21 protein-coding genes are annotated in these 21848 nt (G+C 59.4%); 10 read left to right on the top strand and 11 right to left on the bottom strand.

Translation table 11 applies throughout. The features are described 5' to 3' along the window. Positions 1–25: 25 nt before the first annotated feature. A complete protein-coding gene (locus tag AAID99_RS05575) occupies positions 26–529 on the bottom strand; it encodes a L,D-transpeptidase family protein (RefSeq protein WP_188426340.1) in 504 nt (167 codons plus the stop codon). A 205-nt stretch (positions 530–734) separates the two neighbouring features. Between AAID99_RS05575 and AAID99_RS05570 the strand changes: the two genes are divergently transcribed. Continuing rightward, complete coding sequence (locus AAID99_RS05570; RefSeq protein ID WP_188426341.1) at positions 735–1454, top strand: response regulator transcription factor; 720 nt, start codon at positions 735–737, stop codon at positions 1452–1454. A gap of 161 nt (positions 1455–1615) precedes the next feature. Here AAID99_RS05570 and AAID99_RS05565 read toward each other — a convergent pair whose 3' ends face one another. Continuing rightward, a complete protein-coding gene (locus tag AAID99_RS05565) occupies positions 1616–2419 on the bottom strand; it encodes an exodeoxyribonuclease III (RefSeq protein WP_498493381.1) in 804 nt (267 codons plus the stop codon). 78 nt (positions 2420–2497) lie between these two features. On the opposite strand from AAID99_RS05565, the gene AAID99_RS05560 reads away from it, so the two are divergent. The 4 genes from AAID99_RS05560 to AAID99_RS05545 all read left to right on the top strand — a co-directional run bounded on the left by AAID99_RS05560 (position 2498) and on the right by AAID99_RS05545 (position 8006). Then, complete coding sequence (locus AAID99_RS05560) at positions 2498–3487, top strand: dipeptidase (protein ID WP_498493380.1); 990 nt, start codon at positions 2498–2500, stop codon at positions 3485–3487. A 297-nt stretch (positions 3488–3784) separates the two neighbouring features. Continuing rightward, the gene (gene uvrC, locus AAID99_RS05555; protein WP_188426344.1) at positions 3785–5680 is read left to right on the top strand and encodes an excinuclease ABC subunit UvrC; all 1896 of its coding nucleotides are present in this window, start codon (positions 3785–3787) and stop codon (positions 5678–5680) included. A gap of 112 nt (positions 5681–5792) precedes the next feature. Beyond that, on the top strand, positions 5793–6398 hold the full coding sequence (pgsA, locus tag AAID99_RS05550) for a CDP-diacylglycerol--glycerol-3-phosphate 3-phosphatidyltransferase (protein ID WP_188426345.1): 606 nt from the start codon (positions 5793–5795) through the stop codon (positions 6396–6398). Positions 6399–7556: 1158 nt separating this feature from the next. Beyond that, positions 7557–8006: a hypothetical protein gene (locus AAID99_RS05545; RefSeq protein ID WP_306414301.1), complete on the top strand. Its 450-nt coding sequence runs from the start codon at positions 7557–7559 to the stop codon at positions 8004–8006. 47 nt (positions 8007–8053) lie between these two features. Here the strand turns inward: AAID99_RS05545 and AAID99_RS05540 are convergent, their stop codons facing one another. After that, the gene (locus AAID99_RS05540; protein WP_498493378.1) at positions 8054–8911 is read right to left on the bottom strand and encodes a DMT family transporter; all 858 of its coding nucleotides are present in this window, start codon (positions 8909–8911) and stop codon (positions 8054–8056) included. A gap of 148 nt (positions 8912–9059) precedes the next feature. Here AAID99_RS05540 and AAID99_RS05535 point away from each other — a divergent pair, with 148 nt between their 5' ends. After that, positions 9060–10451 carry an aminotransferase-like domain-containing protein gene (locus AAID99_RS05535; protein ID WP_498493377.1) on the top strand — a complete coding sequence of 464 codons (1392 nt, stop codon included), beginning with the start codon at positions 9060–9062 and terminating at the stop codon, positions 10449–10451. Positions 10452–10493: 42 nt separating this feature from the next. Here the strand turns inward: AAID99_RS05535 and lexA are convergent, their stop codons facing one another. After that, positions 10494–11210 carry a transcriptional repressor LexA gene (gene lexA, locus AAID99_RS05530; RefSeq protein ID WP_188426348.1) on the bottom strand — a complete coding sequence of 239 codons (717 nt, stop codon included), beginning with the start codon at positions 11208–11210 and terminating at the stop codon, positions 10494–10496. A 235-nt stretch (positions 11211–11445) separates the two neighbouring features. Between lexA and rpmG the strand changes: the two genes are divergently transcribed. Continuing rightward, entirely contained in the window at positions 11446–11613 is a 168-nt protein-coding gene (rpmG, locus tag AAID99_RS05525; RefSeq protein WP_188426349.1) for a 50S ribosomal protein L33, read from the top strand. Positions 11614–11735: 122 nt separating this feature from the next. On the opposite strand, the gene AAID99_RS05520 is transcribed toward rpmG, so the two are convergent. After that, positions 11736–12065, bottom strand: a complete 330-nt coding sequence (locus tag AAID99_RS05520; RefSeq protein WP_188426350.1) for an FtsB family cell division protein — start codon at positions 12063–12065, stop codon at positions 11736–11738. A gap of 111 nt (positions 12066–12176) precedes the next feature. Beyond that, a complete protein-coding gene (gene eno, locus AAID99_RS05515; RefSeq protein WP_023977385.1) occupies positions 12177–13457 on the bottom strand; it encodes a phosphopyruvate hydratase in 1281 nt (426 codons plus the stop codon). Positions 13458–13557: 100 nt separating this feature from the next. Here eno and AAID99_RS05510 point away from each other — a divergent pair, with 100 nt between their 5' ends. After that, positions 13558–14046, top strand: a complete 489-nt coding sequence (locus tag AAID99_RS05510) for a DUF3429 domain-containing protein (RefSeq protein WP_498493376.1) — start codon at positions 13558–13560, stop codon at positions 14044–14046. Here the strand turns inward: AAID99_RS05510 and AAID99_RS05505 are convergent. The 5 genes from AAID99_RS05505 to tpiA all read right to left on the bottom strand — a co-directional run bounded on the left by AAID99_RS05505 (position 14034) and on the right by tpiA (position 18194). Then, the gene (locus AAID99_RS05505) at positions 14034–14507 is read right to left on the bottom strand and encodes an OsmC family protein (RefSeq protein ID WP_498493375.1); all 474 of its coding nucleotides are present in this window, start codon (positions 14505–14507) and stop codon (positions 14034–14036) included. The genes AAID99_RS05510 and AAID99_RS05505 overlap by 13 nt on opposite strands. Then, positions 14497–15324 (bottom strand): 3-deoxy-8-phosphooctulonate synthase, encoded by an 828-nt coding sequence (gene kdsA, locus AAID99_RS05500; protein ID WP_498493374.1) that lies wholly within the window; start codon positions 15322–15324, stop codon positions 14497–14499. The genes AAID99_RS05505 and kdsA overlap by 11 nt, the downstream gene beginning before the upstream one ends. After that, positions 15321–16952: a CTP synthase gene (gene pyrG, locus AAID99_RS05495; RefSeq protein ID WP_332350910.1), complete on the bottom strand. Its 1632-nt coding sequence runs from the start codon at positions 16950–16952 to the stop codon at positions 15321–15323. The genes kdsA and pyrG overlap by 4 nt, the downstream gene beginning before the upstream one ends. A 92-nt stretch (positions 16953–17044) precedes the next feature. Further along, a complete protein-coding gene (secG, locus tag AAID99_RS05490; RefSeq protein WP_498493373.1) occupies positions 17045–17410 on the bottom strand; it encodes a preprotein translocase subunit SecG in 366 nt (121 codons plus the stop codon). A gap of 34 nt (positions 17411–17444) precedes the next feature. Then, a complete protein-coding gene (tpiA, locus tag AAID99_RS05485; protein WP_498493372.1) occupies positions 17445–18194 on the bottom strand; it encodes a triose-phosphate isomerase in 750 nt (249 codons plus the stop codon). Positions 18195–18430: 236 nt separating this feature from the next. On the opposite strand from tpiA, the gene AAID99_RS05480 reads away from it, so the two are divergent. Together AAID99_RS05480 and trpE are read left to right on the top strand one after the other, a co-directional pair. Next, on the top strand, positions 18431–20350 hold the full coding sequence (locus AAID99_RS05480) for a peptidylprolyl isomerase (protein ID WP_498493371.1): 1920 nt from the start codon (positions 18431–18433) through the stop codon (positions 20348–20350). Next, positions 20347–21819, top strand: coding sequence for an anthranilate synthase component I (gene trpE / locus AAID99_RS05475; RefSeq protein WP_498493370.1), 1473 nt, complete (start codon positions 20347–20349; stop codon positions 21817–21819). Before AAID99_RS05480 ends, trpE begins: the two co-directional genes overlap by 4 nt. The last annotated feature ends 29 nt before the right edge of the window (positions 21820–21848 follow it).

The raw sequence follows: 21848 nt of genomic DNA, 5'->3' as shown, positions 1-21848 counted from the left end.
CGCATTCTGTCGCGGCATCGGATACTCAGCCGGCGCGCACTTCTACGCCTGTTGCATCTGAGGCAATCAGCTCGCGAAGCAGGAGCTCTTCCAGCGCGATGCAGCCCTCCGTGACACCGCTCTCGGGCGGCAGATGAAGGAAGATGGCGGAACCCCGATTGCGTATGACCGGATCATCGTTCCAGCCGAGGACGACACAGAGGTCGTAGCAGTGGTCCTCGCGCCAAAGTCGCTCATGCCTGCCCTCATGCGGCAATGAGATGTGCCTGTTGTAATCGTGATGATCGGGGTCGTCGCACCAGCCATCATCAGGGCTGAGCGCTTCAATGCGGAGGCGTGTTTGAGGGCGCACAACACGATCGGCGCGATAGAAAACCTGACGGAACGGAAGAAACCCTGTGGGAGTGGCCTGGTCGCCTTCTGACTTGTCCGATCGGATCCCGCCGGCCCCAATCAGGGCCGGAAGGGGGCGATTATTGACGAAAAGTGTCCCGGTGCGCCCCTCACCATGTCTTAATATGACGAGCATGTCACAAACCTCACGCCTGAACATTAATTTAAGGGTAAATTACGTCTAAACGCCGGTATCCATCAGTGGATTGGCATCAGTCGCATTGGCGTTGTCACGATATCCGTGTAAGTCTCACGGTTAAAACAAGGCCCTTTCTTCACTATTGAAGGGTGTGGTCTTGGCTCAGGGGTATTACCCCAAAGATGGTGAGAGAAGGTTATACATGCCTGGTCCGCGTCCTGTCCTGATTGTTGACGATGATGATACGCTTCGCCAACTGCTGGTCGAACAACTCAAGCTCGAGGGTGAGTTCGAGCCCATTCAGGCTGCCTCCGTTGCCGAAGCGAAAGAGAAGCTCGGTGTTACCGATGTGCGTGTCGATGCCATTCTTCTCGACGTTACCCTGCCCGATGGCGATGGTCGCGATTTCTGCGCCGAGCTGCGTCGTCAGGGTATCCGCATGCCGATTATTATCCTGACCGGATCGGATGACGAAGCCGACGTGGTGCGAGGGCTGGATGCCGGGGCGAACGACTATGTCGCCAAGCCGTTCCGTATCGCCGAGCTTCTGGCCCGTCTGCGTGCCCAGCTGCGTCTGTTCGAAAACAGTGAAGATGCTGTTTTTCCGATCGGGCCGTATCTGTTCCGTCCTTCTTCCAAGATCCTGCAGGAACCGGCAAAGAACCGCCGTATCCGCCTGACGGAAAAGGAAGCGGCCATCCTGAAATATCTCTATCGTGCCGGGCACCGCCCGATTGCGCGTCAGGTGCTGCTGAACGAAGTCTGGGGCTATAACGCCGCCGTCACAACGCATACGCTTGAGACGCATATCTATCGTCTGCGCCAGAAGATTGAGCCCGATCCGGCAAATGCCTCCCTGCTTCTGACGGAAGGGGGCGGTTATCGCCTCAATCCGGAAGGTAGCGACGCCCTGATGGGCTGAGCAGCCAGCAAGGACTGAGTGACAGAAAACCCGGCTCCGCAAGGTGCCGGGTTTTTTCATATCAGGGCCTCAGGTGGAGTTGTCTGTCTGCGTCACCATGTTCGGGAGCGTCATGCTCCCTTGTTGGCCGGTTACTGGTCCCTGGTGAAGCGCAGCGCGTTTCAGGCGAAGGTCAGATCGAGATCAACCATTACGGGCACGTGGTCCGACGGGCTGGCCCAGTCGCGCACGTCCCGGAGTACTTCCATTCCCTTCAGGGCGGGCGCCAGATCCTGTGTCAGCCAGACATGGTCGAGGCGGCGGCCGCGATTGGAGAGTTTCCAGTCACGATTACGGTACGACCACCACGTATAGAGCTTTTCCTGCGCTGGTACGACGAGCCGCATGGCATCCACGAAGCCGGTGTCCTGCCAGGCTTGCAGCCTTCCGATCTCTGGTGGGGTGTGACTGACGACCGTAGCAAGCTGTTTGTGGCTCCAGACGTCATGTTCGAGCGGGGCGATGTTCAGGTCACCGACGACGATCGAACGCACTGGCACGTTCTCTTTAAACCACGAGGTTACTTCCTCGAGAAAAGCCAGCTTGTGAGCGAATTTGTCGTTCACGGCCGGGTCGGGAATGTCACCTCCGGCAGGGACGTAGAAATCATGCAGGATGACTGGCCCTGTGCTGGTCTCGAACAGAATACCGGCATGGCGCGTGTCGCTTTTGCCGCACCAGTCGGGCACGGCTTCAAGCGGGGTCATGGCGTGGCGTGAGAGAATGGCAACCCCGTTATAGCCCTTCATCCCGAGGAAATGCTGGTGTGGATAGCCCATTTCACGCAGCGCTTCGGCAGGAAACAGAGCGTCCGGCACTTTTGTTTCCTGCAGGCAGATGATGTCCGGGTTCTGTTCTTCTGCCAGGCGCTGGAGCAAAGGCAGTCTCAGCCGCAACGAATTGATATTCCACGTCATCAGTCGCATGGGACAGGGCCTTTCAAATTGGCAGGAGGAGGAGGAATACCCCTTGCGGGGGCGTTGCAACAGACCATTTAAGCAATCATGACACGCGATATTCATGACCGCCTTCTGACACTCGACTCCCATATCGATATCCCCTGGCCCGACCGGAACGATTTCGAAACCGGCTCAGCCGAACGCCAGGTCGATCTGCCCAAGCTTCGTGCTGGTGGCCTCAAGGCAGTCTGCCTTGCCGCCTATATTCCCCAGACCCGACTTGAAGACGCGCCGCGCCAGCAGGCCTGGGAGCGTGTTCAGGCGATGCTTGAGGTGATCAATGGCCTTGGCAGTGAGGCTGTGTCTGTCTGCGCGTCAGTCAAGGCAGTGCGTGAGGCGGTGGCTTCAGGGCGCGTGGCAGTCGTGCCTGCTGTCGAAAACGGCCATGCGCTGGGGGGCGATCTCTCCCGTGTCGACCGACTGGCCGCTTATGGCGTGCGATATATGACCCTGACCCATAATGGCCATAACGATCTGGCCGATGCCGCGATTCCTCTTCCTGCGCTTGGCAATGATCGCGCTCTGCATGGCGGGCTCTCGCCGCTGGGGCGGGCCGTTATTGCGCGTATGAACGAGACAGGCATCGTGGTCGATGTTTCCCACGCAGCGAAGACCACCATGATGCAGGCGGTTGCGCTGTCGTCGCGGCCGATCGTCGCCAGCCATTCCTGCGCGCGCGCCCTGTGTGATCACCCGCGGAATCTGGATGACGAACAGCTGCTCAGCCTTCGTGATGCGGGAGGCGTAATCCAGATCACGGCCATGTCGTCTTTCCTCAAGCCCAGCGCGCAGGGCAGGGCCTCTGTGGCGGATCTCGCCCGTCATGTGCGCTATGTGGCCGATCTGATCGGCGTGGCCCATGTGGGCGTGTCTTCCGATTTTGATGGTGGGGGGCAGATCGAGGGCTGGGCGGATGCATCGCAGACTGCGTCGGTCACGGAGGCGCTGCGCCGGGAGGGGTTCGCTGGAAGCGAGCTTGCAGCCATCTGGGGAGGCAATTTTCTGCGCGTGCTGGAGCAGGCAGAGGCACGCTGAACGGAACTTCGAACAAAACAGGATCGTTCTGTGTGGCGGGATGCAAAATTTGTCCACTTTCCGGCCCGTTCCGGTATTGACACCCTGTGATTCCAAGGTCTTGACGCGGTTTCTTCCATACGGATTGGCAAAATTGTTATTTTTCAGTGCCTTACCATTCGATGCCCAAAAATTAGGCAAAGCGTCGCAAAGCGCGCCAAACTGCGCCCGTCATCAATTTGTCACGCGATCCCCCACAGACTTATCCACATGTTCCGTGGATGAAGTTGGCGTCATCATGGCATCGGGCTCGCAGCCATGAACAAAGCGAATGAAGCGGGCGATATTGGCGCGGGCCTCTCTGACCAGACTGGCCCCAGACAGGGCCCAGACGCCATTCGTGAGGCGCTGAAGACCATTCCATTGTCGCCGGGCGTCTATCGTATGCTCGGCGCCAAGGGGGAGGTGCTCTATGTCGGCAAAGCCCTCAGTCTCAAGAAGCGCGTGTCATCCTATCTGCGTCTGAATCAGCTGCCGGAGCGCCTGCGCCGCATGGTCAGCCTCACATGCTCAATGGAGATTGTGACGACACGCACAGAGGCCGAGGCGCTGCTTCTCGAAGCCAATTACATCAAGAAGATGAAGCCGCGCTTCAATATCCTGTTGCGGGACGACAAATCCTACCCGTGGATCATGCTCACCGAGGGTCATGAGTTTCCGCAGATTACCAAGCAGCGTGGCAGGCCGATCAAGGATGCCACCTATTGGGGGCCTTTTGCGTCGGCCTGGGCAGTCAATCAGACGCTCAATCTCATCCAGCGCAGCTTTCTGCTGCGTTCGTGCAGCGATTCAGTGCTTTCGACGCGTACGCGCCCTTGTCTGCTGTTCCAGATCCGACGCTGCTCGGCGCCCTGTGTCGACCGCGTGACCCCGGGGGAGTACGGCGAACTGGTCGAGGAGACAAAGCAGTTTCTCTCCGGCAAGAGCACGGATGTTCAGAAGGCGCTCGTCGAGGAAATGGAGAAGGCCTCCGAAGCGCTCGAATTCGAACGGGCTGCAGCGATCCGAGACCGGATACGCGGTTTCTCCAGTATGCAGGAATCCGGCATCATCAATCCGGCTTCTATCGGTGACGCTGACATCATTGCCTTGTGGCAGCAGGCAGGAAAGACCTGTCTTCAGGTCTTTTTCATTCGCAACAGCCGCAACAATGGCAATCGGGCCTTTTATCCCGAACATGCGGATGACGATCAGGCAGCTGATATTCTCAGTGCGTTTCTGCTGCAATTCTACGACGACAAGCCGCCACCGCCGCAGATCCTGCTCAATTGCGATCCCGCTGAGCTCGATCTGGTCTCAGAGGCGCTCAGTCTCAGGCGGGGCCGAAAGGTCGAGTTGCTGCAACCACAGCGTGGTGAACGCCGCGATGTCGTGCGCCATGCCGAGACCAATGCGCGTGAGGCGCTCGAGCGCCGTCTTGCAGAGAGTGCCGGGGTCAGCAAGCTGCTTGACGGCGTGGCATCTGTCTTCGGGCTGGAGGCCCCTCCTGGGCGTATCGAGACTTACGACAACTCGCATATCATGGGACAGCACGCTTATGGCGTCATGGTGGTGGCAGGGCCGGAAGGCTTCACCAAGCGCGCCTATCGCAAATTCGCCATCAAGGGCCCTGTCACGCCCGGCGACGATTTCGGCATGATGCGAGAGGTCATGGAGCGGCGATTCGGCAAGCGGGATCCCGATGCCCCGGATGAGCGTCCGCAGGACTGGCCCGATCTGCTCCTGATTGATGGTGGTCTCGGCCAGTTCAACGCAGTCAGAGCCGTGCTGGAAGAGCTCAATGTCCGTGATATTCCGATCGTGGCCATTGCCAAGGGACCGGATCGCGATGCAGGGCGTGAGTGGTTCTTTCAGGAGGGACGGACGCCATTCCAGCTGCCGCCCAACGACCCGGTGCTGTATTACCTGCAACGGCTCCGCGACGAGGCGCATCGTTTTGCAATCACGACCCATCGTGCAGGGCGGAGCAAGGCCATCAAGACTTCCGAGCTCGACAGCGTGCCCGGAATTGGTGCGGTCAGGAAGCGCGCTCTCCTGAATCGCTTTGGCTCGGTGCGTGGTGTGCGTGGTGCGAGCGAGGAGGAACTCATCTCGGTGGCGGGTATCAATTCAGAAACCGCGCGTACGATTTATGCGTTTTTTCATCCGCAATGAAGCCAGAGTGACTATGATGGTGCGGTGACACCATCCTATCATGGGGCATGATTCCCATTTCGAGGCTCTGCAACGCCCCCGGCGGCTTCCCCAGCGGCTTCAGGAACGATTAATGCTGACAGATCTGCCCAATATCCTGACCTTGCTGCGTATCGCTTCGATACCGGTGCTGATTGCCCTGATTGCTTTCGCAAGTCCGGTTACGGATGGTCTGGCCTGCATTGTGTATATCGCGGCCTGCATTACCGACTATCTCGATGGCATGCTGGCGCGGCGCTGGAAGCAGGGGTCGGAGCTGGGGCGGATGATGGACCCCATCGCCGACAAGCTGCTGGTCGGTGCCCTGCTGCTCGCCCTGGCGGGCTATGGACGTCTGGTAGACGGGGCGCTTTTTGCAGCGATCATCATTCTGATACGTGAGATCATGGTCAGTGGCTTGCGCGAGTTTATGGCCAGTCAGCGCGCGACCCTGCCTTCGACGCGTCTAGCCAAGTGGAAGACCGGCATCCAGATGGTGGCGATCGGCTGTCTGCTGGCCGGCGATGCCATGCCGCGCCTGATCGGGCTGGATGGCATCTCATTCTCCACCCTGGGCGCCGTCCTGCTGTGGTTCTCGGTTATCCCGACTGTCCTGAGCGGCTGGGGCTACCTTGTGACGGGGTTGTCTCGGATGATGGGGAACCGTCCCGATGGCTCTTCTGCCAAGGTCAGTCATTGATCTGCTGAGCAGGGTACAGAGGGGTTCGGTCGGCCTTTGCGTCTTGGCCGTGCGTTGTGGTGATGTGTCTGCTGACAATGCTCCGAGTGGATGAATCCACAGGGGTTTGCCTCTCTGTCACCCGCAATATTGAGTGGCTTCTCCTGTATTTTGGTCTGCGGGGCGACCTACGTCCTGTCTAATAAGGCAGGTGGCTCTGCCTGGCGGGCCAAATGCGTAGGCACTCGCCTTGGCGGTCGTTGAAGCGCACTCCTCGAAGTTTATGGTCGCCTGACGGTGGCGTTCAAAAGGGAAATACCCCCGCTGATAGCGAGTAGAGCACGTTTCCTTCTCTGTGCATGGAAGAGCGCGTCAGACCCCGCCTTAATTAAGGTCGACCATTGGCGTCTCGGCGGATATGGCGGGTGAAGTCGTTCGGCGCTTCTGGTCTCTCAACGTCTTTTGGAGAGCTTGCAGGCACGGATATGCGTATGGAAAGCGAGATGACACATTGGATTTGCTGCAGGACAAAATTCTGCCAGCGGAAGAGCCCGCCTGTTGCTGTGAAACGCCGATTTTCTGAGTGACGATCGTGTGTGTCGGTCGGTCCGGCACAAAACGCCGCCCATATCCCCAACCAACCGGATTGGGAGGATTTATTCGATCAACGGCTATCAATACTTTGGGTTGTCACATGTGTCTGGGTCTTCGGTGCGCCTGTGTTCATGGCGTTGTTACGCAGCCTCATGCGTTCTCTGACCTCGCGGCTCAAGGGTGGTAAGTTCCGGGCGATAAGGTCGGGCGAGCGGTTTGGCGCAGTTGAGTTACGCCTGAGACGGTAGATCCGGAGGTCAGTCGGCTCATGCGCAAACTACGACAGCTTCCGTTTCATCGAGCAGCCTCCGCTGCTGGGGGATTTCGCCTGACGAATTTCACGCAGATACAAACTCAAGATGAGAGAATTGTAAGGCTTTGAAGCAGGCAGGCAAGTATTCCGGTCTATACATGTTCTGTATCTGGCGTTGGACGATCTTAACGCTTAAAAGAGCAGGGCAGACATCTCTGGAGTAAATGATGCGAAAGGCCGCTCTTTTAGCGATCCCTCTTTTTTTGAGTGGCTGTTCCGGTTTTGGGAAATCTATTCAGGACACGGCGACCCTTCCTGGAGCCAATCCGAATATGCCTGAAGGCCAGTCGGAGAATCTGGAGAAAGTGAAGGGTCACGCCTATATCGCCATGCCGATCCTGCCGGAGAGTGGTAATATCTGGCCGGGCGCGCCTCAGCCTCTGCCCACCCTGCGCGACGTCGAAGGGTCACCCAACGGGCTGCGCGATGCGATGTCCGACACGAACAGTTATTTCGGTTCGATGACGAAAGGGCTGGACGCAAGCGGAACCCAGCTCGGCGATGGCGGATCGCTCGCCATCGGCGAGCATGACGGCGTGGTCAACGGGGTACGTGGGGCAGCACGTCCGTCGCTTTCGTCTTCTGTTGAAGATAACGCCCATAGATACATCTCGCCCAGTCGAAGCGGCACGATCATTATCCCCAATGGTGATGGCACCAGCACACAGATCGACCCTGACGGGACGGTGCGTGTGACGAAAGACAAGTCTGCGACTCATTGAAACCGATGAGGAGGGGGCGCGTCCGCCGGACTACGCCCTTTCCGTTTTCAGGCGGCGCGTCTCGCGCCAAAGACACAGAACAGAACGAGGCAGGTAACCCCGACTAGCAGGGGGGGAATGACCTCATGCAAAACGAACGCTGACAGTGCCAGCCCGCCGAAAGGCTGCAGGAGCTGCAACTGCCCGATACGGGCGATTCCGCCCTGAGCCAGGCCATGATACCAGAACACAAAGCCCAGCATCATGCTAAAGAAGGCGACATAGAACAGTGATACCCAGGCTGAGGGCGAGATCTGAACCCAGTTGACGGGATGGTTGGCGAATGCCAGCACGCTCATGAGCGGCAGGGCAAGGATCAGCGCCCAGGAGATCACCTGCCAGCCACCCAGTTGGCGCGACAAGGCGGCGCCTTCAGCATAGCCAAGCCCACAGACAAGGATCGAAGCCAGCATTAATCCGTCGCCGACAAGCGATCCGCCATGGGTCTGGGTCAGCGCGTAGAACAGCACAGCGGCAGCGCCGCAGAGCGAGAAGATCCAGAAACGGAGCGAGGGATGTTCGCCATTGCGCAGAACCGCAAACAGCGCCGTGCTCAGAGGCAAAAGCCCCGTCCACATCGCAGATCTCACGGCCTCGATATATTGCAAGGCACAGGCTGAAAGCAGGGGATAGCCGATGACCACGCCGAGGGCGACGATCGCAAGAGGCAGCAATGCATCGCGCCCCGGCTTTTTCTGGCGGAATACGGTGAGAAGAGCGATGGCGAGTAGGGCGGCTATGACGGCACGTGCTGCAGTCAAAAACAGGGGTGGGAAGCCAGTCTCTGCAAGCCTCGTTGCCGGCAGTGAGCCGCTGAAGATGGCTATGCCGATCATACCACTGACATAGCCACTCGATTGTTTCATGGGTCTTTTCCGCCTGTACCTGACGGGCGATTTACGCCCTGTTCCGAGCGGTCAGTGTGCTGTCGTCCTGCTCGAGAGACCATGGACAGTTCAGTACAGTTGGGCAAAACTGTATGGCATCCAGTAGGCATACAGTTTGCAGGCTCCCATGCGCGAAAAAAACCGGACCGAAACGGTCATTGCCGCTGTGCGCACACGTATCGCCTCAGGCAGTCTGGCGCGAGGTGAGCGCTTGCCCTCGATACGTCGGCTCGCCAGTCAGCATGGCTTTTCTCCTTCGACCATCGCCGAGGCCTATGACCGCCTCGTTGCGGAGGGGATGATTCATGCGCGACCCGGGTCAGGCTATTTTGTCGCGGGCGGCACGCTCGCGGGTTTCGTCCCGAACACGAAACGCGATCACGCGGTGGATCCGTTCTGGGTGTCGCGTCAGGCCCTTGAAGCCGATCCTTCGATCATGCAGCCCGGATGCGGCTGGTTGCCAGAGTCCTGGATGCCACTACCCGCTCTTCGCCATGCGCTTCGCGCGATATCGCGAGAGGAAGGCGTATTGCTGACCGGCTATGGGCCCGCCAGAGGCTCGTTGCCCTTGCGCCAGTTGCTGACGCGACGCTGGGCTGAAGATCAGCTGCATGTGGCACCAGAGCAGATCCTGCTGACAAGCTCCGGCACGCAGGCGGTCGACCTGGTCTGCCGCCTGATGCTTAGCCCCGGCGATACGGTTCTGGTCGATGATCCCTGCTACTTTAACTTTCGGGCGCTTCTGGCCGAGCACCGCGTAAGGGTTATAGGGGTTCCCTGCCTTGCTGATGGCCCTGACCTTGATGCTTTTGCCAGATTACTGAGGCAGGAAGCGCCGATGCTCTATCTGACCAATTCCGGATTGCAGAACCCGGTGGGCTGCACCATCACGTTGCACAAGGCGCATGAGATACTCTCATTGGCCAAGGCGCATGGCGTCACGATAATCGAAGACGACATCTTCGCCGATTTCGCGCCACGCCCCTTTGCGAGCCTTGCCCCATTAGACGGGCTTAACCGTGTGATCCGGATCGGCTCTTTCTCGAAGACCCTCTCGGCCTCACTACGCTGTGGCTACATCGCCGCCTCTTCAGAGATGATCGAGAGGCTCGGGGATCTGCTGATTGCGACTGGCTTTGCCGGTGTCAGTCCTGTTGCAGCCGAGATCGTGAAACACGTCCTGACTGGCGGCTCCTATCGCCGTCACATCGAGGCGCTTCATCGTCGTCTGGCTAAGGCGCGCAAGGACGGGGCTGGGCAGCTCGGATCGCTCGGGATCAAACCTGTCATCATGCCTGAAGGCGGCTTCAGTCTCTGGTGTGAAATGCCTGCTGGCTGCGATGTTACAGATCTGGCGCGAAACGCGCTGGAAGAGGGAATTGTGCTCGCCCCGGGGGCAGTCTTCAGCGCCTCTGGCGAGACGTCGCGCTTTATGCGCTTCAACGTTGCCCAGATGGCCGAGAACAATATCATCGGCCAACTGGCGGTTTTGCTGGGGCGTGGCGCCTCGTCAGGCTAGGTGCTTGTCAAAAGGCAGTTTGCCGCCATGAAACGTGCCGCCTCAGTTGTACTGACGATACAACCCGATCAGCACACCCTGGATACGCACGCGATTCTGCGGGAAGATCTGGGTCTCATAATTCGTGTTTGCGGGCTCAAGCGCGATTGACTTGCCCTTCTGACGCAGGCGCTTGAGCGTGACCTCTTGGTCATCGACCAGTGCCACAACGATCTGTCCGTTTTCTGCTGTCTCGCCCTGGCGGATGATCACTGTATCGCCATCCAAGATGCCGGCATCGATCATGGAATCGCCGGAGACGTGAAGCGCGTAATGCTGTCCATTGGTCAGCTGACCCGCCGGAATGTCGATCTGCTCGCCAGAATCACGAAAGGCCTCGATCGGAAGGCCCGCAGCAATGCGGCCATAAAGCGGCACGCCGACGACGGGCGTCTGGCTGGCTTCGACGGAAGTAGAAACAGCCCTTTCCTGACTATGGGCAAGGCGGGGGAAGCTGCCGCTCTCAGAGGCCGGGGTCTGAATGACGGATGTGGTCGGGGCCTCGGTAACCGGAAGGCGTACAATTTCTAGCGCGCGGGCGCGGTGATGATGACGACGAAGAAAGCCACGCTCCTCAAGGGCTGAGATCAGTCGATGAATTCCCGATTTCGACCGTAGATCAAGCGCTTCCTTCATTTCGTCGAAAGAGGGAGAAAACCCGGTCCGCTTCAGATAGGAGTCGATAAAAAGCAGGAGCTGGTGTTGCTTGCGCGTGAGCATGGGGTTCCTCTCTCCAGGGTCGGGGCAGCCTGAGACCGCGTCAGCCCGGAATCACTATGTTCTTATTAAGTTCTTGCTTCGATCTCTTCAAGATTTTTTCCCCGGAACATCAAAATTAATCCACCGTTTTACCGGAAACACTTGACCTGCGCGCGTAATCCACGCATTTAGGCCCCAGCTTGAAAACGCTGCCGTTCATGTCGCGCGCAGCGACAGATCAGTTTGCGAGGACCCCATGGCAAAGACCAACGTCATTCAGATCCGTCTCGTCTCGACCGCAGAGACCGGATATTTCTACGTCACCAAGAAGAACGCCCGTTCGGCTACCGGCAAGATGGAAGTGCGCAAGTACGACCCCGTCGTCCGCAAGCATGTTGCGTTCCGTGAAGCCAAGATCAAGTAAGATCGGGCTTCACCGATAAATGGAAAAAGCGGCTTTCGAGCCGCTTTTTTTATACCTGCTTCTCTGGATAAGCCCGTCAGGATAGCGCTGGTCTTCCTAGGCAAAGCTGCTGGTGACGGAAGTCAGTACAGCTTCTCGTGTGGGCCGTAAGGAATTACAGTGTCTCCGGTGCGGGCGAGGTTCAGCATGGCCCGCGAGCGTTCATCCAACATATCGGCATCGAGCGCGCGTTCGTTAAGGCTTGTGATGCGGCGTTTCCAGACAGCCTGCTCGTCGTCAGCATCTTTCTGTGCCTGAATAGCCTGATCCATAAGCTTGAGCTGCTGGTGATAGGCCTTGAGACCGTGATCGCCCTGCAGGGCGTTCCATCCGAAATAGGCCGTCAGCCCGAGAAACAGGGCAGGGGGTACGACGGCGCGCACGACGCGGCGGATGGCACGAACGATCTGCACGGAAACTCCACGGTTGCAAGCGGGCTGTTGGGACATACCCTACCCTGAGGGCTGCGCCGCTTACAATCGGGGATTTGGGAAAGGGAGCGAAATTCGCTCCCCTTCATTGAGTCAGGCGCGCGGAAGGATCGAGCGGCCTGCGTAACGAGCTGCGGTAGCCAGCTCGTTTTCGATACGGATAAGCTGGTTGTACTTTGCCGTACGATCGGAACGCGACAGCGAGCCGGTCTTGATCTGGCCGCAATTCGTGGCGACTGCAAGATCAGCAATGATCGAATCTTCGGTTTCACCCGAACGATGGCTCATGACGCACTTATAGCCGGCGCGATGCGCGGTTTCCATGGCGCGGAGCGTTTCGGTCAGCGTGCCGATCTGGTTGACCTTCACGAGCAGCGCATTGGCCGTGTTGCTCTCGATGCCACGCACCAGACGCTCCGTGTTGGTCACGAACAGATCGTCACCGACGAGCTGCAGCTTGTGACCGAGCTTTGCAGTCAGTTCTGCCCAGCCTTCCCAGTCATCTTCTGCCAGACCGTCTTCGATCGAGACGATCGGGTAGCGTGCGGCGAGATCGGCCAGGTAGTCGATCATGCCGGATGAGTCGAGGTCGCGGCCTTCGCCGTCCATCTTGTAGCGGCCATCGCGATAGAATTCAGTGGCAGCACAATCGAGCGCGAAGGTCACGTCTTCACCAAGGCGGTAACCTGCGCCTTCAACCGACTTCGAGATGAAGCCAAGCGCTTCGTCTGCCGATTTCAGACCCGGTGCGAAACCGCCTTCATCGCCGACATTGGTGTTGTGGCCGGCTGCATGCAGGTTCTTCTTGAGATGGGCGAAAATTTCCGAACCCATACGCACGGCGTCCATGATCGTCGGTGCGCCGACCGGCTGGATCATGAATTCCTGGATGTCGATGGGGTTATCGGCATGCTGACCGCCATTGACGATGTTCATCATCGGCACGGGCAAGGTGTGCGCAAAGACGCCACCGACATAGCGATAGAGCGGAATGTCGAGTTCGAGCGCAGTCGCCTTGGCGGTCGCGAGCGACACGGCGAGGATGGAGTTAGCACCGAGACGTGCCTTATTGGGCGTGCCGTCCAGCTCGATCATGGCTTCGTCGATCGCGATCTGATCAGACGATTCGGCGCCCTGAAGCGCATCGAGAATTTCGCCTTCAGCGAAAGCGGCAGCCTTCAGAACGCCCTTGCCGCCGTAGCGCGACTTGTCGCCGTCACGCAGCTCGACAGCTTCGTGGGCGCCGGTAGAGGCGCCTGACGGAACGGCTGCACGGCCCTTGGCGCCGGAGGACAGTTCGACCTCGACTTCTACAGTCGGGTTGCCGCGGCTATCCAGAATCTCGCGGGCAATGATATCAATAATGGCGCTCATTTGGGGGCTCCCTGTTTGAACGTTCGAACTTCGGGCATCACAAGGCGTCGAGACACCGGCGCTGTCAACTGGCGTTATGTGAAATGAGGATGGATATTCCGTGAGACCCCTGTCACCGCTCGTCATTTTCCTCGGCATAGCCGGTCTGGTGCCGTTTCTATGCCTTGCCATGGCTGCTCTGTTCTGGGGCAGTCTCGGGCCGATCAGCCATATCGGCGTAGCCATGCTTGCCTATGGAGGCTGCATTCTCTCCTTTCTTGGGGCCGTGCATTGGGGCCTTGCGCTCGAACAGCCCGCCATCATGCCTGCGCAGGGCTTGGGCCCGATCAACCGGAGGCGCCTGTTTTTCGGGGTGTTGCCTGCGCTGTGGAGCTGGGTCGCCATTTATGCAGGCGTAGTCTGGGCACCGCGTGGCGGCATTCTGATGGAAATGATCGGGTTTATTCTGGTCCTGCTGGCAGAGCGCGCTGCCTATCGCAAGGGCGCGCTGCCAGCCGGGTATTTCCCGTTCCGTGCCCTTCTGACGGCTGTTGTGGTGCTTTGCCTTGCCGCGTGCCTGAGTGCGCCGTTGCAGCCTTATATGATCTGAAAGACCGGCTCGCAGATCACCGGGAAATTGACCGATCGAGCAATGAAGCAATGCGCGTGGGCCTGATCATGAAGGGCCTGCGCACGTGCCATAGAACTGCCGCTGGCAAGGGTGATGACGGGGCGCAGCGTCGCGCTTTCAAACTCGCCATCGCCTTGCGGGTTTTCCATCATCACCGCCTCGGCTGAATCGCGATAGCCGGTGACGACAATTCCGGCACCAGCGCAAAGACCGAGATACCAGAGTTTGTGGCAGGCGCTTAGCGATGCAAGCAGCAACTCGCCCGGATTCCACCCTGTGGGGTCTCCATGAAAGCTGGGATCAGCCGATCCATGGATGACGGGTTTGCCCTCAGCCGAAATATCGTGATTTCGGCCGTAGACATGCCAGGACTGCGTGCCCAGCCCGTGATTGCCTGTCCATTCGGTATCGACCGAATAGACGTGTCGCTTAGAACCCATTGGACTTGGAAAGCTTGTCGAAGGCTTGCAGGGTAGAGAGAAGACCGCGCATCCCGGCAAGCGGCACCATGTTGGGGCCGTCGCTCGGCGCGTTATCCGGATCTTCATGTGTTTCAATGAAAACCGCTGCAACGCCAATGGCGACCGCGGCCCGAGCAAGGGTCGGAACGAACTGACGCTGGCCACCGGAAGAGCCACCGAGCCCGCCCGGCTGCTGCACGGAATGCGTGGCGTCGAACACGACCGGATAGCCGGTTTCTGCCATGATCGGCAGGCCGCGCATGTCACTTACGAGCGTATTGTAACCGAAGCTCGTGCCGCGGTCGCAAAGCATGATCCGGTCATTGCCGGTCGAGGCGATCTTGGCCGCTACATTCGCCATGTCCCAAGGCGCGAGAAACTGCCCTTTCTTGACATTGATCGCGCGCCCCGTTTCCCCGGCAGCCAGAAGCAGATCGGTCTGACGGCACAGAAAGGCCGGGATCTGCAGCACGTCGACCGCTTCGGCGGCAGGCTTGCACTGTGCGGCGTCATGAACGTCGGTCAGAACCGGACAGCCGAATTCCTCGCGGATGCCAGCCAGAATGTCGAGGCCTTCGGCGAGGCCGATGCCACGCTCGGCTTTGAGCGAGGTGCGATTGGCCTTGTCGAACGAGCTTTTGTAGATCCAGCTAATACCGAGCCCGCCGCAGATTTCGGCAAGCCCTGCTGCCATCTCCCGCGCATGCGCTCGGGATTCGATCTGGCAGGGACCAGCGATAAGGGTGAAGGGCTGGCGATTGCCAATGGTCAGCGAGCCGAGAGTGATATCGGTCATGCGAGGCGTGCCTTCTTGACCGCAGCTTCGATGAAGCCCGCAAAGAGCGGATGCGGTGCAAAGGGTTTGGACATGTATTCGGGGTGATACTGCACGCCAACGAACCAGGGGTGGTCAGGATATTCCACCACTTCCGGCAGCACGTCGTCTGGCGACATGCCGGAGAAGACGAGTCCTGTCGCCTCAAGCTGCTGGCGATAATGCACGTTCACCTCATAGCGGTGACGATGACGCTCGCGCACTTCGGTCGTGCCATAGATTTCGGCAGCGCGTGAGCCCTGCTTCAGCTTGGCAGGGTAGGCGCCAAGACGCATCGTGCCGCCCATCTCGCCATGTTCACGGCGGCGCAGCATTTCGTTGCCGCGTGCCCATTCGGTCATGAGGCCGACAAGCGGCTCGTCAGTCGGGCCGAACTCGGTTGAAGAAGCCTTTTCCAGACCAGCCAGTGAGCGCGCGCATTCGATAACGGCCATCTGCATGCCGAAGCAGATGCCCAGGAACGGAACGCCGTTTTCACGGGCGTAGCGCACCGCTTCGATCTTGCCCTCTGATCCACGCTCGCCAAAGCCGCCAGGAACAAGAATACCGTCGACGCGACCCAGCGCGGCAATGGAGTCGGGGTTCTTTTCGAAGGTTTCGGATTCCACCCATTCGAGGCGGACCTTCACCCGGTTGGCAATGCCGCCATGAAGCAGGGCTTCAATGAGCGATTTGTAGCTGTCGAGCAGGGCAGTATATTTGCCGACAACGGCAATGCGCACTTCGCCGTCGGGATGGCGCAGTGTCTCGACGATTTTCGTCCAGCGGCTCAGATCGGGCTCGCCTTCGACGGGCAGGCCGAAATAGCGCAGCACTTCATCGTCCATGCCTTCCTTGTGATAGGAAATCGGGCAGGCATAGATGGTGTCGACATCGAGAGCGGCGATGACGGCCTCGGGGCGCACATTGCAGAAGCTCGCGATCTTGCGGCGCTCATTCGTTGGAATGGCGCGATCCGAACGGCAGATGAGCATCTGCGGCTGAATGCCGACATTCTGCAGTTCCTTGACGGAATGCTGTGTGGGCTTGGTCTTCAGCTCGCCTGCTGCCGGGATGTAGGGCAACAGCGTGAGATGCACGCACATGGTCTGGTTATGGCCCAGATCGTTGCGCAGCTGACGGATCGATTCGAGGAAGGGCAGGCTCTCGATATCGCCTACCGTGCCGCCAATCTCGACAAGCACGAAATCATAGCCATCGGTGCCGGCAACGACGGCTTCCTTGATGGCATCGGTGATATGGGGAATGACCTGCACGGTCGCGCCGAGATAATCGCCACGACGCTCACGGGCGATCACTTCAGAATAGATGCGGCCAGTCGTCGCATTATCGGCCTTGCGGGCATGAACCCCCGTAAAGCGCTCGTAATGGCCGAGGTCGAGATCGGTCTCGGCCCCGTCATCGGTCACGAAGACTTCGCCATGCTGATAGGGGCTCATCGTCCCCGGATCGACATTGAGATAGGGGTCCAGCTTGCGCATGCGGACCTTGTAGCCGCGCGCCTGGAGGAGAGCCGCAAGGGCAGCAGAAGCTATGCCCTTGCCGAGAGAGGAAACCACGCCACCGGTGATAAATACGAACCGAGTCATGGAAGGCTCTCCTACATTGGATCGCGTTGATAGGGAACGAGAAGATTGCCGTCAGAGCGCTTCTGACGGCAGAAATTTTACGCCCTGTTGCCTTACTGCTTCGTCGGCGCGGCCGGAGCAGGTGCCGGGCTGGTTGCCGGAGCAGGGGCTGCCGGTGCGGCAGTCTGCGGTGCGGGGCTGGCGGACGCCGGGGCGGGCTGGGCCAGAATGTCACTGCCGGCATTGGTCGAGGCACCGCGGTTGAGAACGGCGAGAAGCAGGCAGAGCACCATGAAGACGCCAGCCAGAATGGCCGTGGTGCGCGTCAGCAGATTGGCCGTGCCGCGACCGGTCATGAACGAACCCATTCCCTGGCTGCTGCCAATGCCAAGGCCGCCACCTTCACTCCGCTGGATGAGGATGACGCCGATAAGAGCAATGGTCACGAAGAAATTGAGAACGAGCAGAAGCGTGGTCATGTCCGGCTTTCAGGTAAACACGATAAATATGCCGTCAGGACGCCAGCGGAAGTCCAGCCCGTGCAATGCCGAGAAAGGATCTGGCAGACAGGCTGGCCCCGCCGACGAGCACGCCCCCCACACCGGGAACAGCGAGGATGGACGCGGCATCTTCGGGCTTGACTGAGCCGCCATACAGGACACGCATCGATTTGTCATCCGTTTCCAGATGGCGCGCGAGCGCGTCATGCAGGAAGGTCAGGCGCGATTCGATGTCCTGCTGCGTTGCGGCCTTCCCGGTACCGATGGCCCAGATCGGTTCATAGGCGACGATCCCGTCGAAATCGGGCGGCAGGCATTCGGTAATCTGTTTTCCGAGCCATTCCTCAGCGAGGTTTTCTTCCTTCTGGCGTCCGCTTTCACCGACGCACACAACCGGGCACAGGCCGAATTCCCGGGCACGCATGACCTTGCGTTTTATGAGCGCGTTATATTCGTGATGGTGTTCGCGCCGCTCCGAATGCCCGAGGATCACATGGCTCACACCACTATCGGCCAGCATCCCGGCGGAAATATCGCCTGTATAGGCACCCTCGAGTTCGGCATGGCAATCCTGTGCGCCGAGCCCCACGCCATGCTCGCTAAGCAGGGGGAAGAGGTGGTGGAGAAGAGTGAAGGGAGGGGCCAGAACAACGTCGCGTTCCTTGAGGATCGTGCTGATTTCTGTCGTGATCGCGCTTGCGAGATCGGTGCCCGCCTTGCGCAGGCCGTGCATCTTCCAGTTGCCGATAATCATCTGGCGCATGATCGTCTCTCCATATCCGGCGATGGACCTGCATAGCTCGGGTCTTTGTGAGCAGGACAGGGGATAACGCCCTAATACGCATCATCTTCCTGTCAGTTGTGTCACAACTTTTGTGATCCTTGTAGCTCAGAAAGGAGACGTTGGCCTGTGATCAGGGGCGCAGACTGGTCAAGATGAGCGTCTGCTACTATGGTCCTGTGCTTCAATCCCTGGCGAATTGCGGATCTCAAGCGCGTATGATTTCGACTTTGCGGCATTTTGTTGTCGACTCCTGGATCGGGCGGCTCATCGCTCTCCTCATTTTTCTCGCCTTTGTGGGATGGGGTGTGGGCGACATGCTGGGCAAATATAATCAGGCCCAGGTCGACAGTGTCGTGACGGTCGCAACACGCAGGATCAGCGCAGAAGAACTCGAACGGAGCATTCGCAACCAGCTGCCAGCCGTTGCCCAGCAGATGGGGCTGACCGATCCGTCTCAGCTGACGCCCGCCATGCGCCGTGAAGTGGCGCAAGGTGTGTTGCAGCGTCTTCTGGCGCAGAAAGAAGTTTTGGCCCTTGCTGATCGCAATGGAATGAAGGTTCCCGATGCGTTGGTGCGGAATGAGATCTTCGGCTACCGGGTTTTTCAGGGAACGGATGGTCGTTTCGACCGCAAGATCTTCGATGCCAAGCTCCGGCAGCTCGGGTTGCAGGAGAAGCCTTTCCTCGACTCGGTGCGTGATGATCTCGGCGCGCGCGACCTGCTGGAAGGCCTCGGCAAGACGATGGTCGTGCCCGCTTCGGTGCTCGACCAGCTGCTTGCCTATAACACGCGTCAGTTCAGGACGGACCTGCTGCGCATAGACAGCGATGGCGTGACGGTTCCGACAGCGCCTGAAGAGGCCCAGCTGCGTCGTTTCTACGACAATCACCAGGCGCAATACCGCTCTGCCGAATATCGCCACGCCAAGATTGTTCTGCTTTCGGCAGAGAGCGTGGCGCGCGGCCTCACCGTGCCGGACGCACAGCTTCGTCAGATCTATGATTTCGAGAGCGCGAAATACAACGTGCCCGAGACACGTGATATCGAGGTTCTGACCGTTCAGAGCCGCGATGCTGCCGAGGCGCTGGCGACCACCTGGAAGGCGAATGCCGACTGGGAGGCAATTCAGAAGGCCAACCCGTCTGCTGCTTCTGTCGCCTTCCCGCATGCACGCGAGATCGACATTCCCAGCCCCGAACTGGCAAAGGCAGCTTTTGCATCTGCTGCCAATATGGTCATCGGGCCAATCCAGACGCCGACGGGCTGGATCGTGTTTCGCGTGACGGCCATCACGCCGCCGCACAAGACAGATTTCGATCAGGCGAAAGCTGAAATCCGCGATGAGGTCGCCCGCTCACAGGCGCCTCAGCTCCTCGCTCAGCGTTTCGCCTCGTTGCAGGATGTGATCGCAGGCAGCGCCGATCTCGAGCGGGTGCCAACCGATCTGGGCGCTGTCCCTGCTCAGGGTTCGCTCGATGCGCAGGGTCTCACCAAGGATGGCGAAATGGCGCCTCTGCCGGGTGACGACGCGACACGCAAGGCGATCATCGCACGCATCTTTTCGCAAAAGCAGGGTGAGAAGCCGACCCTGATCAATGGTCCGTCCAATAGCGGCTTTGCCGTGCTCGTGGACTCGATCGAACCCGGCCAGGTGAAGCCCTATGAAAGCGTGCGCGAGCAGGTTGGTCATGACTGGCTCAAGGCGCAGCAGATGCGTCTGGCCGATGAGCGCGCGACCACGATAATGCTTGCTGCCCGCAACTCCGGCGGTCTTGATAAGGCCGTGGCAGGCACGACCGACGCCGCTGCCATGCAGAAGGATCTCCCGATTTCAAGAATGCAGAATGGCGGCCTGCCTTCCGCACTCCTTTCGGAGATTTTTGCGACCAAACCGGGAAAGACCGGCATGATCGCCGTTGGCGACGCGCTCTACGTCTTTACGGTTACCGGCACGGAAGCCGCGAGCCCGGAGAGCACCAAGGCATTGCGTGAGAACATGCAGGGGCAGCTCGAGCAGACGCTCCAGGGCGATGTTCCGACCGTTTTCGTGCATAGCCTCGAGAGCGAATTCAAGCCGGTGCCGAACATGCCTGTGCTCCAGCAGGTCATGAGCAGTGTGGCAGGTCAGCAATGACAGCAGAGTTCCTCTACAGCATTGAGGCTGCCGATCTGCTGACGCCGGTCTCGGCGTTCATGAAGCTCTCTTCGCTCGTGCCTCAATCAGGGGAGGGGCGTCCCTATCGCCTGCTCTTTGAGAGCGTCGAGGGCGGGGCAACAAGAGGGCGTTATTCGGTTATCGCCATGCTGCCCGATCTGGTCTGGCGCTGTGCTCACGGTGTGGCTTCAGTCAATACTGCGCCGTTCGAGCTGGGTTCCGTGTTTGAGGAAAGTGCCGACAAGCCTCTCGTTTCGCTGCGTAAGCTTGTTGAAGAGAGTCGGGCAGAATTGCCTGAGGGTCTGCCGACGATGATCGGCGGGGTTTTCGGTTATCTCGGCTATGACATGGTGCGCCAGATGGAGGCTCTGCCTGACGCGCCACCGGATGATCTGCATCTGCCTGACGGCGTGATGATGCGTCCAAGCCTGTTTGCGGTCTTCGATTCGGTGCGTGACGAGCTTCATCTTGCTGTGCCGATGCGAGAAGGCGGGTTGTCGCGCGACGCTGCGCAGGCGCTGCTCGATCGTGCCCGCGCAGCGCTGGTCGAGGCGCCGCTCGATGCGGCCTGTACGCTTGCCAAAGGCACCGAGCTCGCCGCGCCAGTCTCGACCGTATCGGCGGAAGCGTTCATGGCGAAGGTTCGCAAGGCGCAGGACTATATTGCTGCAGGCGATGCCTTCCAGATTGTGCCCAGTCAGCGTTTCGAGACGGCGTTTCCGCTCCCGGCTCTGGCGCTTTACCGCTCCCTGCGTCGGGTCAATCCGGCGCCGTTCCTGTTTCTGGTCGAGATGGATGGTTTCTCGCTTGTGGGTTCATCCCCCGAGATTCTCGTGCGTCTGCGCGAAGGGGCTGTCACCGTGCGTCCGCTGGCGGGAACGCGTCCGCGTGGCGTTGACCGTGAGGCTGATGAGCGTCTCGAGGCGGAGTTGCTTGCCGATCAGAAGGAGCGGGCCGAGCATCTGATGCTGATCGATCTCGGGCGCAACGATGTGGGCCGTGTTGCCCGCATGGGCTCCGTGACCGTTCCGTCGTCCTTCGTGGTCGAACGCTACAGCCATGTGATGCATATCTCATCGACCGTTCAGGGTGTCATCAGGCCGGAATGCGACGCGCTTGACGCGCTCTCTGCGGCATTTCCTGCCGGAACCCTGACGGGCGCCCCGAAGATCAGGGCTATGGAGATCATCGACGAACTGGAAGTGACCCGTCGTGGGCCCTATTCCGGGTGCATCGGCTATATCGGGGCCGATGGCGACATGGACACCTGTATCGGGCTGCGTATGGCGATTCTAAACAAGGGGCGGATGTATGTGCAGGCTGGATGCGGTGTCGTTGCCGATAGCGATCCGGCCAGTGAGGAAATGGAGACGCGTCACAAGTCGCGCGCCATTTTCCGTGCCGCCGAACTCGCGGTTCAGCAGGCCAGCGGCAGCGCCGGAATGTAACCGAATTTGACCTTCACCCGAGACGACGC

This window comes from Asaia sp. Ae19-3, assembly GCF_059801175.1.
The sequence above is the reverse complement of the archived record's forward strand: the minus strand, read 5'-3'. Positions and strand labels throughout refer to the sequence as shown.